The 16,532-nt window shown below is 37.6% G+C and carries 13 protein-coding genes; 4 read left to right on the top strand and 9 right to left on the bottom strand.

Annotated features, from left to right (window positions below; all coding sequences use genetic code 11):
- The first annotated feature begins 146 nt into the window (after positions 1-146).
- Positions 147-1,025 carry a cupin-like domain-containing protein gene (locus V0410_RS22520; protein ID WP_330745715.1) on the top strand — a complete coding sequence of 293 codons (879 nt, stop codon included), beginning with the start codon at positions 147-149 and terminating at the stop codon, positions 1,023-1,025.
- Between the two features lie 67 nt (positions 1,026-1,092).
- Here V0410_RS22520 and V0410_RS22515 read toward each other — a convergent pair whose 3' ends face one another.
- The 9 genes from V0410_RS22515 to V0410_RS22475 all read right to left on the bottom strand — a co-directional run bounded on the left by V0410_RS22515 (position 1,093) and on the right by V0410_RS22475 (position 14,049).
- Complete coding sequence (locus tag V0410_RS22515; protein WP_330745714.1) at positions 1,093-3,024, bottom strand: M1 family aminopeptidase; 1,932 nt, start codon at positions 3,022-3,024, stop codon at positions 1,093-1,095.
- A gap of 83 nt (positions 3,025-3,107) precedes the next feature.
- Entirely contained in the window at positions 3,108-4,577 is a 1,470-nt protein-coding gene (dacB, locus tag V0410_RS22510) for a D-alanyl-D-alanine carboxypeptidase/D-alanyl-D-alanine endopeptidase (RefSeq protein WP_330745713.1), read from the bottom strand.
- Positions 4,578-4,738: 161 nt separating this feature from the next.
- A complete protein-coding gene (gene priA, locus V0410_RS22505) occupies positions 4,739-7,186 on the bottom strand; it encodes a replication restart helicase PriA (RefSeq protein WP_330745712.1) in 2,448 nt (815 codons plus the stop codon).
- 289 nt (positions 7,187-7,475) lie between these two features.
- Positions 7,476-8,384 carry an AEC family transporter gene (locus tag V0410_RS22500; RefSeq protein ID WP_330745711.1) on the bottom strand — a complete coding sequence of 303 codons (909 nt, stop codon included), beginning with the start codon at positions 8,382-8,384 and terminating at the stop codon, positions 7,476-7,478.
- A 247-nt stretch (positions 8,385-8,631) separates the two neighbouring features.
- The gene (locus V0410_RS22495) at positions 8,632-11,100 is read right to left on the bottom strand and encodes a beta-mannosidase (RefSeq protein WP_330745710.1); all 2,469 of its coding nucleotides are present in this window, start codon (positions 11,098-11,100) and stop codon (positions 8,632-8,634) included.
- Entirely contained in the window at positions 11,093-11,479 is a 387-nt protein-coding gene (locus tag V0410_RS22490) for a GxxExxY protein (protein WP_330745709.1), read from the bottom strand. The genes V0410_RS22495 and V0410_RS22490 overlap by 8 nt, the downstream gene beginning before the upstream one ends.
- A 231-nt stretch (positions 11,480-11,710) precedes the next feature.
- Positions 11,711-12,373 (bottom strand): copper homeostasis protein CutC, encoded by a 663-nt coding sequence (locus V0410_RS22485; RefSeq protein ID WP_330745708.1) that lies wholly within the window; start codon positions 12,371-12,373, stop codon positions 11,711-11,713.
- A 14-nt stretch (positions 12,374-12,387) separates the two neighbouring features.
- The gene (locus V0410_RS22480; RefSeq protein ID WP_330745707.1) at positions 12,388-12,948 is read right to left on the bottom strand and encodes a hypothetical protein; all 561 of its coding nucleotides are present in this window, start codon (positions 12,946-12,948) and stop codon (positions 12,388-12,390) included.
- Positions 12,949-13,053: 105 nt separating this feature from the next.
- Positions 13,054-14,049 carry an isoaspartyl peptidase/L-asparaginase family protein gene (locus V0410_RS22475; protein WP_330745706.1) on the bottom strand — a complete coding sequence of 332 codons (996 nt, stop codon included), beginning with the start codon at positions 14,047-14,049 and terminating at the stop codon, positions 13,054-13,056.
- Positions 14,050-14,197: 148 nt separating this feature from the next.
- Between V0410_RS22475 and V0410_RS22470 the strand changes: the two genes are divergently transcribed.
- The 3 genes from V0410_RS22470 (at position 14,198) to V0410_RS22460 (ending at position 16,531) form a co-directional block, all read left to right on the top strand.
- A complete protein-coding gene (locus tag V0410_RS22470) occupies positions 14,198-14,776 on the top strand; it encodes a Crp/Fnr family transcriptional regulator (protein WP_330745705.1) in 579 nt (192 codons plus the stop codon).
- A 226-nt stretch (positions 14,777-15,002) separates the two neighbouring features.
- The gene (locus V0410_RS22465; protein WP_330745704.1) at positions 15,003-15,368 is read left to right on the top strand and encodes a DUF3302 domain-containing protein; all 366 of its coding nucleotides are present in this window, start codon (positions 15,003-15,005) and stop codon (positions 15,366-15,368) included.
- Between the two features lie 5 nt (positions 15,369-15,373).
- Entirely contained in the window at positions 15,374-16,531 is a 1,158-nt protein-coding gene (locus V0410_RS22460; protein ID WP_330745703.1) for an HlyD family secretion protein, read from the top strand.
- The last annotated feature ends 1 nt before the right edge of the window (position 16,532 follow it).

The raw sequence follows: 16,532 nt of genomic DNA, 5'->3' as shown, positions 1-16,532 counted from the left end.
TTTAGATGTGCTAATTTACTAAAAAGGCAGTAAAATAAAACCTTTTATCAGTTTAATTCTAAAAAATTGAAAAGGCTTTCACTTTTAACATTATTAGTCTACAAATTTAGTAGGATAATAGTTATATTTGTTTAAAATTTTAATGCATGAGACTAAAGCCGGTACAAAAAATAAAGACGATCAGTTCAGGAACCTTTATCAACACCCACATGAAGCCGGGAGTTCCGGTTATTATGGAAGACTTTGTGCATCCGGAAAGTCCAGCTTTTAAAAAGTGGAATTATGAGTATTTCAAAGAGATTGCAGGAGATCATAAAGTTAACATCTACGGAAGTGAGCTTGATTCCCTGGACAGAGTGGCCAGTGATCCTATTGCACAAACAACATTTTCAGAATATCTGGATCTCATCCAATCTGCTCCCACTGAACACAGGCTTTTCTTATTTAATTTATTAAAAATAAAACCTGAATTGAAGAATGACCTCATCTACAATGATGTAACGAATGGTAAAATACTGAAATGGCTGCCCTTTATGTTTTTTGGAGGAGAAGGTTCTGTCACCAGAAACCATATTGATATTGACATGTCCCATGTTTTTATCACCCAATTCCAGGGAATCAAGAGGATCTGGCTTTTCCCGTGGGAACAATCTGATTTTATGTATAAACTCCCCTACAATTTCCACAGTCTGGCTCAGATTAAAAACCCTGATTACCGAAAATATCCGGCCCTTCTCTATTTAAATGGCTATGAAGCTATCATTCATCCAGGTGAAACCCTTTATATTCCTTCCGGCTGGTGGCATTATATTCAATATGATACGGAAGGTTATTCGATATCAGTAAGGGCACTTCCCTCAAGTCCGCTTGAAAAATGGCGTGGATTTAAAAATCTTGTGATCACCAGACATTTTGATAATCTCATGCGTAAAATATTCAAAGAAAAATGGTTTGAATACAAAGTGAAAACGGCCAGAAAAAGAGGAGCCAGAGCAGCAAGAAAACAAAGAAGCTTTCAAATCTGAAAGCTTCTTTTGTCATATTTTGATTGATTGGTAAAAGTACTCATTCATACTTCACCGTTTGTTATTTTTAATGTTTGATAAATTTGATATTCTTTTCATCAATCGTAATAAAATAAGTTCCCGGAACCAATTCTGCAATTCCAATCGCTTTACCCGGCTGATACGTTCCTTTTCCAATCAGTTTTCCGTCTATGGCATGGATCGTAAAATCCGCAGGCCTGTCAATTCCTTTAAGATTAATTTCATTTTTGGCAGGGTTCGGATACAAACCAAAACCTTCCTTCTCAACAGAAGAAACACTTAACGTATTATCCTGAACCACTGTAGAGTTTTTCTCAAGAATCTGATATTCATAATTAAACTGAACACTTGCAATCGGGAATGTTACCGACTGTAAAAAGCTTTGGTTATTGGATGTATTATTAAGAACAAAGTAAGCAGTCTGCCCTGAAGTTCCCGTCACTTTAATTGGCAGAGGCATTTCGAAAAAGCTTACCGTAGAACTGCTTTGTGTCTGAGAAACTTTAAATAGAGCCTGATTTCCGCCCTGCATCCACTTGATGGTATACGTAGGATATCCTTCGCCATAAACCCAGTCATTGAAAAATTCTGTAAAATCTGTTCCGGTAGACTGAAGCAAAGAAGCGTTAAAATCAGCAGTACGAGCATAGCTGTATGCCAGGTTCGGTCTTGCATGATAATCTTTAATTGCCTGATAAAACGCAGCATCACCTAAAATCCATTTCAGCATTCTCAGCACATATCCTCCTTTAGCATAAGACAATCTGCTGTCAAATATTCTGTTGATGCTGGAAAGTCCGGAATCCGGGACATACACGCTTCCTGTTGTACTTGCGGTAATGTAGCTGGACTGGCCTTGTAAATAATTCAGAAATTCTGTATTGGTCATCAATAGTTTTTCATTGGCAAGATGCTCTCCAAAAGTTGCAAAACCTTCATTCAGCCAGATATCATTCCATGCACCACAGGTTACTTTATCTCCAAACCACTGGTGAGTAAGCTCATGGGCAATCAACTGCTTGCTCCATCCACCCATGGAAGACATCGTCTGATGTTCCATTCCTCCGCCATACATGAATTCCATGTGTCCGTATTTTTCATTACGGAAAGGATAAGAGCCAAAATAGGTTTCAAAAGTATTCATCACCTGTTTTGTCCAGTTAATATTCGCTATACTGGTGGCATTTGAATTCGTGGACGGATAAATATAGTTCACAAAAGGAAACGGAGGGTTTCCGATGGTATCATTAAGCTTAACAAAATTGGTAATAGACAGCGCAATCAGATAAGCCGGTGTAGGATACATTGTTCTCCAGAACGTAAGTTTGGTGTTTCCTGTAGGAAAAGTTTCAGACATCAGTTTTCCATTGGCTGCCACGCTGTAGTTTGATGGAGTTGTAATTTTAAAATCAAATCTTTCAATTTTATCATTTAAACTTTGCTTTGTTGGAAACCAGTCCTGAGCGCCATAAGGTTCATTCAAAGTAGAAAGTACCGGAGTTCCGCTCTGAAGAGCAGTTTTAAATGCATCATTACTTGTGGACGGTGCTCCTGCATAATAAATGGTAAGAGAATCCAGTGTATTGGCGGGAATCGAGGCAGGAAAATCAATCTTCAGTTCTTTTGATGGAAGCTGCTGAAAGCTTGTAATGTTAGTTCCATGATATTTCACCTGAGAAACCGTTAATGAATTGGAAAGATCAAAATAAATGCTTCCCATACTTTGTGTAGGTTTGAAATGTGAAGTTACCGAACCTGAAATATTATACACTGCAGGATCAAGGCTGACGTCCATTCTCTGATACTGTAAATCGTAATTCAGGGTATTGGGATTGATATTCCCGATATTCATCTTTTGGGTGAAGGATTTTTTCTCTTTTTCGATTAATCCTTTCATATCCGTATTTTGCCTTTGCTTCTGGCCATAAAATTGTTGAGACAATAACAATCCCAACACCAAAAGGTACAATTTTGTCATGTTTAGAAAAATTTAATCAAATATAAAAAAAACCTTTTAATCCGTGATTAAAAGGCTGTTATAATATATAAAATAAAAAATTTTTACAAATCCAGTGCGGGTTCAAGAATTTTTTCCATTCTCTTTTTTACCATATCTACCGATCCTGAATAATTATTCACCATTAAAGAAAAAACCAATGTTTTTCCTGAATTGGTTTTCAGATAACCGGCTAATGTTTTTACTTTATTCAAAGTTCCTGTTTTCGCAAAAACCTGTCCGTTCCCTCCTGCATTAAACATTCTTTTCAATGTTCCGGATTGTCCTCCGATGGGCAAAGAAGTCAGATAAGATCTGTAGTATTTCTGATCCATCAGAGAAGTAAGAAATTTCACCTGGGAAATCGGGGTTACATTATTACTTCTTGAAAGTCCGCTTCCATCGATGTAATTAAGTCCGGCCATATCAAAACCTGCATCTTTCAGGTGATTAGTCACCACGATTCTTCCGGATTCTGAAGTCTGATCACCCATTTTCTGATATCCTACGGTTCTCAGCAAAGCTTCTGCCAGTGAGTTATCACTGTGCTGGTTGGTATAATAAATAATATCACTTAAAGTAGGTGATTTATACGCTGAAAGCATTTTTCTGTTTTCAGGGGCTGCATCTGTCATTTTCGGAGTTACTTTTCCGGTAACAGGAATTCCGCTTTTCACCAGTGTTGTTCTGAAAGAGTTGGCAAGATAAGCCGGTGCATCAGGAAGTTTGGTTGTTAAAACTCCATTTCCTTCGTATTTATCAGCATATACCATCTGATGATTGTAGGGAGAAACGTAGAAAAATTTCTTTTCTGTAGAGAAACCACCTTTTTTAACGATCAGTTTTTCGTTAGCCGGGTTGATATCGCGGGTACTTCCTGCAGGTAAATAATAGTTATTGTTTTCCAACCATACAACATTTTCCGGAAGCACTGAAATATTGCCTTTGAAAAGCGCTGTCTGAATGATAATATCACCATTTACCTTTTTAATTCCCTCTCTTGAAATACCGCCCACGAAATCTGAAATAATATCCCGATAAGATGCTGCACCTGCTTTGTTGGTTCCCAAAGAAGGGTCTCCGCTTCCTATCACATAAAGATTTCCATTCAACACTCCGTTTTCATCTATAGTTCCTGAGTACTCCAGCTGAGTCATCCAACGGTAGTTTTCACCCAGCATATTTAAAGCCGTTTCCGTTGTCAGTAATTTGGTCGTAGAAGCAGGTACTAAAGGAGTATTTTCGTTGTACGAAGAAATAACCTTCTTCGTTTTCGGGTCGTACACTACGAATCCCCAGGTTGCATTTTTCAGCACAGGATCCGCAATCATTGTGTTTACATTAATGTCTACCAGTTCTTTTGCTGACAAAACAGTTTTCTCCACCATCGTACTAACGGGTGAAGGCAGGTTTAAACTGCTTTTCTGATTGTCATAATTCTGGGAATAAAGAACGGTAGAAACGGTAGATTGAGCCAGGAAAAGACCAGAAGCCAACACCGCCGCACTTGAAATATATTTTCTGAAATTTACCATCTATCTTCTTTTTGTTCTGTAGTTTTGACTCTATAAAAAATGAAAGGTTAAATCATTCAGTAAAAGAGCCAAACACTTAATCAACGTCCAAAAGTAGAAATTATTGTTATATAACAGACCTTCGACCCGTTATAAAAGACTGTAAAGTTTGTTAAAAATTGTTAAAAATCAACAAAAACATCTTTTTTAATGCTTTGATATGCAGTGATTTCATCAAATTCTTTCAAACTTATCAAAACCATTTTTTTGAATTTCTCATAGTTTTTCCCACGGGGAAGCTTCAGCATAATCTGGAACTGATAGAAGTTATTCAGTTTTGCAATCTGTGCTCTTTCCGGACCTAAAACACATTCTTCAGGAAGGTATTTTCTGAGGATTGAACCCAGAAACCGGGATGCCCGGTCTGCTTTATCCTCTCTCCTGTGTTTCAATTCAATCATGATCAGCTTGGTGAAAGGCGGATAATGGAACTTCTGACGTTCTGTAAGGATATATTTATAGATCTTGGCAGGATTATTCATCTTGATGAGCTGAAATACAGAATGATCAGGATTAAAAGTCTGAATAAGGATCCTTCCTTTTCCTGAAACCCTTCCGGCCCTTCCCGAAACCTGTGTGATCAGTTGATACGCTCTTTCTTCCGCTCTGAAATCCTGTACATATAATAAGGAATCTGCTTTAGGAATCGTCACCAGTTCAATATGATCAAAATCCAGCCCTTTGGAAATCATTTGGGTTCCTACAATAATATCTGTTTCTCCGTCTTCAATCTTTTCATAGAGTTTTTCGTAGGCAAATTTCTTACGCATAGAGTCTACATCCATTCTGTCCACCTCATTTTCCGGAAACAGTTTAGAAACTTCCTCGTGAATCTGCTCTACTCCCACTCCTCTTTCATTCAGTTTTTCAGAATTGCATTTCGGGCAGGTCTTCGGTTTTGAAGCTCTTTGCCCGCAATAGTGGCATTTCATTTCATTTGCAGCTTTGTGATAAGTCATGACTACATCACAATTGGAACAGTAGTTCACATAGCCACAGCTTTCACACTCTATGACATTGGAATAACCACGGCGGTTGTGAAGGACAATCGCCTGATTCTTTTCGTCCACCGTTTTCTTTATCTCTTCAATAAGCCTCAGCGAGAAATTTCCGGAAACCTTTTTAGATTCCTGAGCTTCTTTGAAATTGATCAGTTCGTATTCCGGCAAATTAACATTCCCGAATCTTTCGTTCAGGAAAACATATTTCATTTTATCTTTCCGGGCACTGTAGTAGCTTTCGACAGAAGGGGTAGCTGATCCCAGAATCACTCCGGCCTTATACATCATGCCTAACACCAGAGACGCGTCTTTAGCATTAAAATAGGGTGATACTTCCCTTGGCCTGTAAGCAGAGTCATGTTCCTCATCAACGACAATAAGCCCAAGATTCCGGTAAGGTAAAAACAAAGCATTACGGGTTCCGATCAGAATACGGATGTCGTTTTGCTTAATTCTTCTCCAGACTTCCACTCTTTCAAAATCAGTCAGTTTCTGGTGATAAAAACCGAGCTGCCTTCCATACTTCTTCTCTAATCTCTGGGTGATCTGTTTGGTAAGCGAAATTTCCGGAAGCAAAAACAAAACATTCTTTCCGTCACGGATACATTCATCAATTTTCTCTAAATAGATATGGGTTTTCCCTGATGAAGTAACGCCATGAAGCAGGACATTCTTCCCTTCTTCAAAAGCTTCATCAATTTCAGCTTTTGCTGTTTTCTGCTGTTCGGAAAGTTCTTCAAGCTCTTCAATTTCACCTTCATAGCTTTCAATCCTGTCTTTCTGCATAAAGTATTCCTCCACAAGACCTTTGTCTGCCAAAGGTTTGAAGTGGGAGCTTCCGAAGTAACCGTCCTCGAACAGTTCAGATTTTTTAATAGGAACGTCAGGATTTTCTGTTTGTTTTTCCAGAATAAGCAGGAAAAGATCTTTCTGTTTTTGAGCTCTGTTCAGTTTTAAAAGAATATCCGTAAGATTTTGATTGGCCAGAACCTCATCATTAATTCTTACATAAGCAACTTCCCTGGCTTTATACTTTTCAGCAATTTTCTCATCAATTTCAATGTACTGAAGATCAATCAGAGAATTGATGGTCTTGATGATATCTTTTTTTGGAATAAATGCTTCAATATCCGTCAGATTGATCAGCTGCCGCACTTCCAAAGCCTGAATCAGATACATTTCGTTAACATCCAGATTTTCAAAATCAATAACAGCTCCGGGTTTTAATTTTAAATAGGTTTCACTTTCCAGTTTTAGAGAAGAAGGGAATGAAAACCGGTAAATCTCTCCAAGGCTGCACAAATAATACTCTGAAAGCCAGTTCCAGAAATCAATCTGCTCCTGAGGAAGAATCGGCTGATCATCCAGCATACTGATGACTTCCTTGGCTACAAATTTTTCCGGTGCATTATCATGAAGCTCAAACACGATTCCCGTATAGATTTTCTTTCCGCCAAACGGCACCAGAACACGCATTCCGGGCTGGATTTCAGACATCATTTCTTCAGGAACTTTATAAGTGAAAGATCCTTTTAGATTCAGGGGTAAAACAATTTGAGCGTACTGCAAGGGAAATATTTAAAATGTAAAATTAGATTTTTCCTGAGAGAACTGCAACTTTGTTGGGATTCTTTCATAATCTTTAACCAAGAACCTCAAACTGCATTCTATTCTTTACTTTCTCCTTATTTTTATCCATTCTGTAAGAATCTAACCCATTCAGATATTTTTTAATGTCTAGAATTACATTGATCAAAAACAATGATATGACAGGCTGGATTCCTGCGGAATGATAAAGCGTGTGGATAAAAGATCAACACAAATTCAGAAAGGATCGAAGATAAGGATTCATGAATAACTAAAAAAGCAGTTCTGTCATCTCATACCAAAATGCAGAGGTAATAAATCCGACAATGATACTGACTCCGATGATCAGATTCGTCAGTTTTGTGTTCAGCCTGAACTGTTCTGCAATGATACTTGAGGTTACGAGTGTAGGCATTGCTGCTTCAAATACTGTAATCTTAGCTACATCTCCTTTTATTCCGAATAACAAAGCCATTCCCAGAACAATTGCGGGTGCCAGAATCAATTTATAAAGCATCGACATAGACATTTGAGGGATCAGTTTTTTCCATCCATTGAATTTCAGCTGTAACCCGATTGAAAACAGAGCTAATGGACTTACCGTAGCTGCCAGCTTATCAAAAAATGGTTCTGCAACGGTAAAGTCAATGAACTGAGACAATACCAAAGCAGAAATACAGCCAATTAAAGGTGGAAATGTTATTAATCTCTTTAAAATAAATGTCGCGCTCACCTTTCCTGATTTACTTCCCCCTTTTACTGCAGCAATAATTCCCAGGGTTGAAAGGGCAAAGAACATCGTCTGGTCACAGATGATTGCAATACTCAAAAGCCCTTCGCCATAAAAAGCACTGATTAATGGAAATCCGATGAACGAAGTATTACTATATCCGCTTGCCAATTCTAATGTACTTCTGGAACGCCTTGAATATCCCCTGCTCTTACTGTAAAACATCATAAAAAAGAAACAGAACACAGAAATTAAAAATGTGGCTGCAATCGGGAACAGCATTTCTGTTGTCCATTTTACTTTGGGCAGATATTTAAACGAAACTGCCGGAAGAGCAAGATAAAGAATCCAGGTATTGATGCCTTTGTGAGCATCGGGGTGGATAGATTTTGTTGCTTTGAATATCATTCCTGCAATGATACACACTGCAATCAGAACAAAATTTACCATAACTGTAATAAAATATGAGGCAAATTTACGGCTGATTTTTGAGTTGGAGGGGTAAAATTTATATTTTTTTCGGTAGAATTTCTAATGAAACTTTTCAGTATTAACCCTTATAGATTTTGAAAACCTATAAGGGTTAGAGATCTACCTGCCGGAAAATTATAACCCTTGTCAAGGCTTAAAACCTTGACAAGGGTTGACGACTGACTTTTTAAGAGTTTTTTTTCTTATTATCAATTAAAATTGACTATTACTCCTTCATCACATCCCAAAGGCTCATTAATTCTACCTTTTCCAAAGGTTTTGAAAGGGTAATCCTTTTTGAAGTTCCTGGCAAAAGATCAAAGAAATTATCACTGAAATGAGTATCACCGATTAAATAAATGTCCTTAGCCAGCTTATCTGTTGAGATTTCAATTTCAGTGGGTGATATTTTTCTGATTTTAATATCAGGTTGTGAGAGTTTCAGATCTTTTGGTTTACTAAAGAAGAACAGTTTTTGAAATGTTGCATCCTTTTCGGAGCTAATCTTCAAAACGGCTTCAGACAGATTAAACTGAGACAAATCCAATTTACTGATACTTCGTACTTTCTTGCTTGCATCAGCATTAATAAGATTTGACTGACTGGCTTTCCAAAGTACTTTTCCTGTGAAATCAATCAATTCAAATTTTGTCTCTGTTTTCAGTTCTTTCAAGAGATCGCTTATCAGATAGATGTCGTAGCTTTTTTCGGTTTCCGCTATTGATGCCAAAACAGGTTCAAAGCTTCTTTTCGCCTGATAATGGAAGGCTTTCCAGTTTCCAAGGTAATCAATAGAAGACCAGGAAACCACCGGCCAGCAATCATTCAGCTGCCAATAGAGCGTTCCCATATTATAAGGTTTTGCACGGCGGTGAGCTTCAATAGCGATCTGCATTCCTCTTGCCTGCAAGAGCTGTGAAACGTAGTTGTATTGTACAAAGTCCGTTGGAATTTTGTAATCACGCTTCAGATATTCATTAATGATATCCCAGCCACGGGCGTGCTTTTCGTGAGCTTTTATCGCTGGATTCTGAAGGTTTAAATCCGGAACTCCGGAAAACATTGATTTTGTCGTTTCAAGAGTTGGTGTACCCTGAAAGCCATATTCAGACATGAATCGTCCAACTTTTTCGTTATAAATTTCAAAGGGCTGCTCACCCCACCAAACGCCCCAGTAATGAGAATCTCCTTCGGTAAGACTTTCCTTATGTCCCCAGCCAATGGACGGAGAACTCGGCCAGTATATATTTTTATCAGAAGAAAGGTTTTCCGCCAATGCGTTTGGAATAACATCATGAAACAGCTTTTTGTAGTCTTTCCAAACCTGCAATGAATCGCTTTTTGAATAGTTGAACTGTTTCTGATATCCCCAGTTGACAATCGCTTCATCAATTTCATTATTCCCGCACCACAAAGCAATGGACGGATGATTCTGAAGTCTGTTGACCTGGTCTTTTACTTCTTCTTTTACATTGTTTAAAAACGCTTCATCTGCCGGATAAAAGCTTCCCGCAAACATAAAATCCTGCCACACTAGTATCCCATTTTCATCACAGGCTTTGTAAAATTCATCATCTTCATAAATACCTCCACCCCAGATACGGATCATATTCATATGGGCTTCTTTGGTATCCCTGATCAGTTTCTGGTATTTTTCTTTGGTCATTCTGGGTGAAAAGCTGTCTCCCGGAATCCAGTTGGTTCCTTTGATATACAGTGGTTGCCCATTCACTTTAAAATAGAATGATTTCCCCTTTTCGTCTTTTTCCTGAATCAATTCAACGGTCCTTAAGCCTATCCTGATATTTTTAGTATCAATATTTTTCTGATCTTTAGATAGTTTCACTTCAAAATCATAAAGATGTGCTTCACCACGTCCGTTAGGCTGCCAAAGCTTCATTCCTTTTGTTTCATAAGGAACCGATATCTTATTTATCCCCTTTTTTAAAGATATTTTTTGGTGAGTTTCATTAAGATCCAATGTATAATCTCCGTCATTTTGAGCATACATTTCAACTTCAAAGCTCAAATTATCAGAAGTGCCGGGAACTCTTTTCTGAATATCCTTAACCGTAATAATTTTAGCATTATTCCAGAATTCCAGCTGAACATCTTTCCATATTCCAGCAGTAACCAGCCTTGGTCCCCAATCCCAACCGAACTGGTATTGTGCTTTTCTCACAAAACTTCTTGGTGATTCCGGTAGGGTGAACGGAATTTTTTTCGCTAATTCCTTTCCGGTATTCACAGCGGATGTAAACTTAATCTGCAATGTATTATGACCCGGTTTCAAATATTGTTTCACCGGAATATTCCATTTTCGGAACATATTGTCTGTTTTCTTTAACAGTTTTCCGTTAAGATAAATTTCTGAAAATGTATCCAGACCGTTAAAAACAAGATCAATGTTTTCATTCTTTAGTTCATGAGGTGAAATAGTAAATGAGGTCTGGTAATCCCAGTCTTCATTTTCAACCCATTGCACTTTCTTTTCATTTTCATCCTTAAAAGGATCAGGAATGATCTTATTATCCATTAAATCCAAATGAACGGTTCCCGGAACTTTCGCAGGAAACCAGTTTGAGTCTTTTGAATTTTTAAACTGCCAGTTCTCCGAAGACAAGCTTCTTTGTGAAAACTGTGCAGAAAGGATATTCTGCATAAAAAGTAAAGCAAAAAGGGTCGTTCTATTCATCAATAAATTTGTTTACAATTCTATGGATTCCATATTTAATAAGTTCATTATTAAAATTAATAAGCAATCCCAATTTTATGTTAGTCTGTTTGAGATAAGTCAATACTTGTGAGTGAAAAATAGGATGTAACTCCAATACAGATTTCACTTCTACAATAACTTTATCTTCTACAATCAAATCAATTCTGTATGCATTTTCTATGTATACTTCTTTATACCTTAAAGGTAAAGATAGTTGTTGTTTAATATTGAGTCCCAACATCTTTAATTCATAAACTAAAGCAGTTTCATATGCATTTTCTAAAAGACCAACTCCTAAGTTCTTATGCACTTCTATTGCTGCTCCTATTATTTTGTAGGATAATTCGTTTTCTGTCATTCATTTGTGTGTTTTTATTTTTATTGTGTAGTTTTTAAACGCAAAGTTTCATATTTGGCTCTATAATATTTTAAGGAAGCGAAGATGGAATCGATTTTCAATCGATTGGATGAAGCTATTATTTTCAAGCTTAATCAGCGGCTTTGCCGCAATACTTTGCTCACTCAATATATCATACATTTTATCTATTAAACTTTGCGTTTAAATAAACAACGATAATATCACTAAATATTATTTACTTTTCAGAGCAACCACTTCATCCGCATTCGCAAAAGCCCCACCATCAGTAATAGCGGAAGAGTGAAAATATCCTGCATTTGTAAGGGTTCTTATCTCTTCAATATTGGATGAACGAAGACCTCCTCCGACAAGGATTTCTATTCTTCCGTTGGATAATTCAACAAGCTTTTTCAGATTCTCTTTTCCTTCAGATACATTGGGTCTCTGACCGGAGGTAAGAATGGTTGTAAAACCACATTCGATTACTTTTTCCAGAGATTCTTCCAGGCTTGCAGCACGGTCAAAAGCACGGTGAAAAGTACATGGAAACGGTGCGGCCAACTCTACTAAAGCTTTATTCTGTTCTATATTAACCTCATCATTTTCATCCAGAATACCGAATACAAAACCGTCTGCATGTAATGATTTTAAATGAGCCAGGTCATTTTTCATCTGTTCAAATTCCGAATCTGAATACGTAAAATCTCCACCTCTCGGACGGATCATCACAAAAATCGGGATTGTAATTTTTTCACGAAGCTTCTTCATCGTTTCGAAATCCGGAGTCGTTCCGCCTTCACTGAGTCCATCACATAATTCTATTCTGTCTGCCCCATTTTCAAAAGCGATAATCGCTGATTCAGGATTAAAACAAGCTATTTCTATTTTTGACATTGTATTGTATCTATTTAATTTGATTTTGGTTCTTCCTGCAGTACATCTGCAATCAAAAAAGAACCGTTTTCTTTTACTACTCTTATTACTGATGGATATTCTGCTTTAACATTTTTGTCTGTCAGCACTACATTGAAGAGATATTCATCTGTTGAGGAGAGTTCTAAATCACAGCTTCCAACTTCAATTTTATCCCAATCCTGTGCTGCAATCAGGAAGCCCGCTCCAACACCTGCTTTACTTACATCAAATCTGGTTCTCCATTTATCCTGAAATTCTTTTTCAGTAAGGCCTCCGCTTACATCCAGATCAACATTCATTGCATCCATTTTATAATCAAAGTAGTCTTTGGTTGTGATTTTCCGCATATTCTTTTCTTCACTTCCGATATCAGCTTTAAAATAATCGACAATACTTTTTTCCAACCATTTTTGGGCTTCTTCAGCTTCATTGGACTCATTATGCAAAACTACTTTTTCTTTTATTGGCTGGATTTCACCATCTTTTTTTATCTCCTTCTTTTCTTCCTTGCAAGCAATAATCATAAACAAGGAAGCGATAATCGTTCTTTTCATATTTATTTTATGTTTTGGCTAAAGCTACCAGGTGTCATTGATTTGTTTAAATGGGCTTCCTTCGTCTATGCTCAGGATTATAGCCCATTCCTATTGAATTTTTAATTATTTCAAAGCAAATTCAGGCTTTTCAAGGCGGTTTCCTTTCTGATCGTACACCGCAAAGTTGAATCCATCCTGAATACAGTAAGACCCATATTCTCCCTGTTTATTGATGGCAATAAAACCTACCTGAATATCTTTCAGATTTTTGTTTCTTCGCTGATTGATTTTTACAATTCTCTCTACAGCTTCTTTACAGGCTTCCTGTGGATTTCTGCCTTGTCTCATCAATTCAACCACAAGATGTGTTCCTACCGTTCTTATGACTTCTTCACCGTGACCTGTTGCCGTAGCTGCTCCCACTTCATTATCTACAAACAACCCTGCTCCGATAATTGGGGAATCTCCTACTCTGCCATGCATTTTGAAAGCCATTCCACTGGTAGTACAAGCTCCGGAAAGATTTCCTTGTGCATCCAAAGCGATCATTCCGATGGTATCATGGTTTTCAATATTGGCAATGGGCTTGTATTGGCTGGTCTTTAACCATTCTTTCCATTCTTTTTCTGATTCAGGAGTGAGAAGATTCTCTTTTTTAAAACCTTGTGAAAGGGCAAACTGCAGCGCACCGTCCCCAACCAGCATAACGTGGGGTGTTTTTTCCATTACGGCTCTCGCAACCGAAATCGGGTTTTTAACATGTTCCAGACATGCTACGGAACCGATATTATAATTCTCATCCATGATACAGGCATCCAGCGTCACTCTTCCGTCTCTGTCCGGACGGCCTCCATATCCTACACTTCTTTCTTTGGGATCTAATTCTACGAGACGTACTCCCTTTTCTACGGCATCCAGAGCTCGCCCTCCTTTTCCAAGGATGGTCCATGCTTCTTCATTGGCTTTTAATCCGAAATTCCAGGTGGAAAGAACGATAGGTTTATTGATGATTTTTTTACTTTCAGGTCGTTCTGCGGCCATTAGTTCTAAAGGGTTAATGGTAAGTGCTGCGGTTGCAATTCCCAGTTTTTTGATAAAACTTCTTCGGTTATTGTTCATTGGATGTAAGAATTATTTAATACAAAGCAAATATCTTAAAAAAATCCGTTGAAAATCTTATGGTTTTCCCACTATTTTTCTTGGCAATTTTTTATTATTTTTATAATGGTTATTTTAATTAATATATATGTTTAAAACCTTTAGAAAAATGGATTGCTTTAAGGAATTATCGGATGAAGAAATCCATGTCCTTGCAAGCATCAGTACTCCTAAGCTTCTTCGGAAAAAAGAAAAACTATTAGAGCCCGGTCAGCCGTTTAACCATTTATTTATATTGACCAATGGTCTTTTGAGATTTTTCTTTGACGATGAAAACGGAGTTGAAATTAATACTTTTCTGCCCTCAGAAAAAGAGGTTGCCTTTCTGGAGAGTCCGGAATCTTATTCTGCTGAAGGTACTAAAAAGTATACCATACAAGCCGTGATTGATTCTCAGATTATTCTTTTTAACAAAGGTGAATTTGAGCAGACTGCCTTTCAGCATAAAGGAATTTACAATTTGTATTTGAAATCGTTGAAACAGATTATCAGCATTTTATCAGCACGCACAGAGCAGTTCTGCAGGAGCTCGCCGCTTTCCCGTTATGAAGATTTTCTGAATAGCCATCCGTTTGTCTGTCAAAATGCCAACAGAAAATACATTGCTAATTTTCTGGGCATCACTCCCAATTCCCTTTCCCGTATTACTGCCCGCGACAATAAAAAAAAGAATCAAGGAAAAAAATAACTTAAGAATATTTTTAATTGTTGCATTCAGTATAATTTTGTCCGGTCAAAAACTTGTTCTTCACCACTAAAAAAACCAAATGAAAAAAAATATAATCATCTCCAAAGCATTCCATCTTATAGAATAGTCTTTACATCTTAACAGGATTAATATGTGATTGTCCGGATATTCATCGGGATCTGAATCTGTATTTTCTTAAGTCAAAATTTTATTACCATATATATTTATGCAAAGAATAACCACCATTCTCTGCCTGTTACTGGCATGCAATTTTGCTCAGGCATCTACAGGCAATCTTGAAGACAAAATAGCCGATGGAGCTTCCTGGCTAATACTGGTTGTATTGCCAGTTGCCGGAATTTATCTCTTCTGGAAGGTTCATATTTATCCGGAAAAGGTAGCAGAAAAGAAAAATCATCCTCAATTGAACGCTATCAAAAGCATGTGCCTTCTTTCACTGGTCTTTGGCGGCCTTTTATGGCCGGTTGCCTTAATCTGGGCCAACTATGATTATGGAAATCAAACGGCTCCTGAAAAGGAAACAGACAAAACAAATTTACCTGAAGAAGAATTTAAACCCATCGAAAATTAAAAGACATGCTGGAATTACTAGTCGCAATATATGCCGGGATTTGCTGGCTTCTCATTAAAAAATTAAAATTGATCCCGTGGACATTTACCACGCAGGTAATAGTGTATTCACTGCCTATTTTCGGATCTATCGCCTTGATATTGAGTTTAAATTATTACTGTCCCATTACCTCTGATGTAAAGGTGGGAAACAGAAGTGTGGATATCACTACCCAGGTTTTGGGAAAGGTAAAAAAAGTATATGTAAGTACCAACCAGGAAGTAAAAAAGGGAGATACTTTATTTATGCTTGACAGGGAGCCCTATTTACAGGAAATTAAATCACTGGAAGCTAAACTGAGCAGTATGAAAGCTACTGTACATTCTTATGATGCAGACATTTCGGCCTCCAGAAAAAATATTACGGCATTACAGTCGCAGCTTGATCTTGCCAACAAAAGAGTATCACAATATCAGGAGCTTGTACAGGCAGGAGCAGCCAACAAATTTGATCTTGAACAGGCGATAACCAATGCACGTGATCTACAATCCAGAATCAGTGCTGCACAGTCACAACAGCAGTCTTTGGAAACAAAATCCAATGCTTCTTATGGTGGAGAAAATTCATCGGTGTCTGAGATCCAGGCTAAGCTGGAACAGGCCAAATGGAATCTCTCTCAAACCGTTGTTCTGGCACCTACGGATGGTGTGATTCCGAATGTTCAGCTGAATGAAGGAGCTATTATGGCACCTTTCAAATCTGCATTTGTTCTGATTCAGAAACAACAGTCAGTCATTGGATTTTTTGCTCAGAATGAACTTGAATCAGTAAAAAAAGGAGATGAAGTAGAGCTTGCTCTTAAAACAGAACCTGGAAAAGTGGTGAAAGCCAGACTTGAATATGTCATTGATGCTACCAGCCAGGGGATCATGAATAATGCAGGAGGAATGCTGGGCGGAAATGGTTCTACAGCCGGACTTCCTGATACGGCAAGACAATTGCCGGAAACCGATGGAAAGCTTATTGCCAAATTTGTACTAGAAGACAATCAGAAGCAGCTTACAGTGGGAGCAAGAGGAACTGCGGTAATTTATTCTGACCACATTAAACCTCTTCATCTTATCAGAAAAGTAATGGTGCGTATCAACAGCAAAATCAACTTCCTGATTCCTAAACTTCATTAAC

The sequence above is a fragment of the Chryseobacterium sp. CP-77 genome (assembly GCF_036362765.1).
Taxonomy (GTDB): Bacteria; Bacteroidota; Bacteroidia; order Flavobacteriales; family Weeksellaceae; genus Chryseobacterium; species Chryseobacterium cupriresistens.
The sequence above is the reverse complement of the archived record's forward strand: the minus strand, read 5'-3'. Positions and strand labels throughout refer to the sequence as shown.

Excerpts from the sequence above, each read along its gene's own strand:
- V0410_RS22465 (WP_330745704.1), top strand. The coding sequence starts at position 15,003 with ATGCAAAGAATAACCACCATTCTCTGCCTGTTACTGGCATGCAATTTT.
- V0410_RS22495 (WP_330745710.1), bottom strand. The coding sequence starts at position 11,100 with ATGAATAGAACGACCCTTTTTGCTTTACTTTTTATGCAGAATATCCTT.
- dacB (WP_330745713.1), bottom strand. The coding sequence starts at position 4,577 with ATGGTAAATTTCAGAAAATATATTTCAAGTGCGGCGGTGTTGGCTTCT.
- V0410_RS22515 (WP_330745714.1), bottom strand. The coding sequence starts at position 3,024 with ATGACAAAATTGTACCTTTTGGTGTTGGGATTGTTATTGTCTCAACAA.
- V0410_RS22480 (WP_330745707.1), bottom strand. The coding sequence starts at position 12,948 with ATGAAAAGAACGATTATCGCTTCCTTGTTTATGATTATTGCTTGCAAG.
- V0410_RS22475 (WP_330745706.1), bottom strand. The coding sequence starts at position 14,049 with ATGAACAATAACCGAAGAAGTTTTATCAAAAAACTGGGAATTGCAACC.
- V0410_RS22490 (WP_330745709.1), bottom strand. The coding sequence starts at position 11,479 with ATGACAGAAAACGAATTATCCTACAAAATAATAGGAGCAGCAATAGAA.
- V0410_RS22485 (WP_330745708.1), bottom strand. The coding sequence starts at position 12,373 with ATGTCAAAAATAGAAATAGCTTGTTTTAATCCTGAATCAGCGATTATC.
- V0410_RS22460 (WP_330745703.1), top strand. The coding sequence starts at position 15,374 with ATGCTGGAATTACTAGTCGCAATATATGCCGGGATTTGCTGGCTTCTC.
- V0410_RS22520 (WP_330745715.1), top strand. The coding sequence starts at position 147 with ATGAGACTAAAGCCGGTACAAAAAATAAAGACGATCAGTTCAGGAACC.
- V0410_RS22500 (WP_330745711.1), bottom strand. The coding sequence starts at position 8,384 with ATGGTAAATTTTGTTCTGATTGCAGTGTGTATCATTGCAGGAATGATA.
- V0410_RS22470 (WP_330745705.1), top strand. The coding sequence starts at position 14,198 with ATGGATTGCTTTAAGGAATTATCGGATGAAGAAATCCATGTCCTTGCA.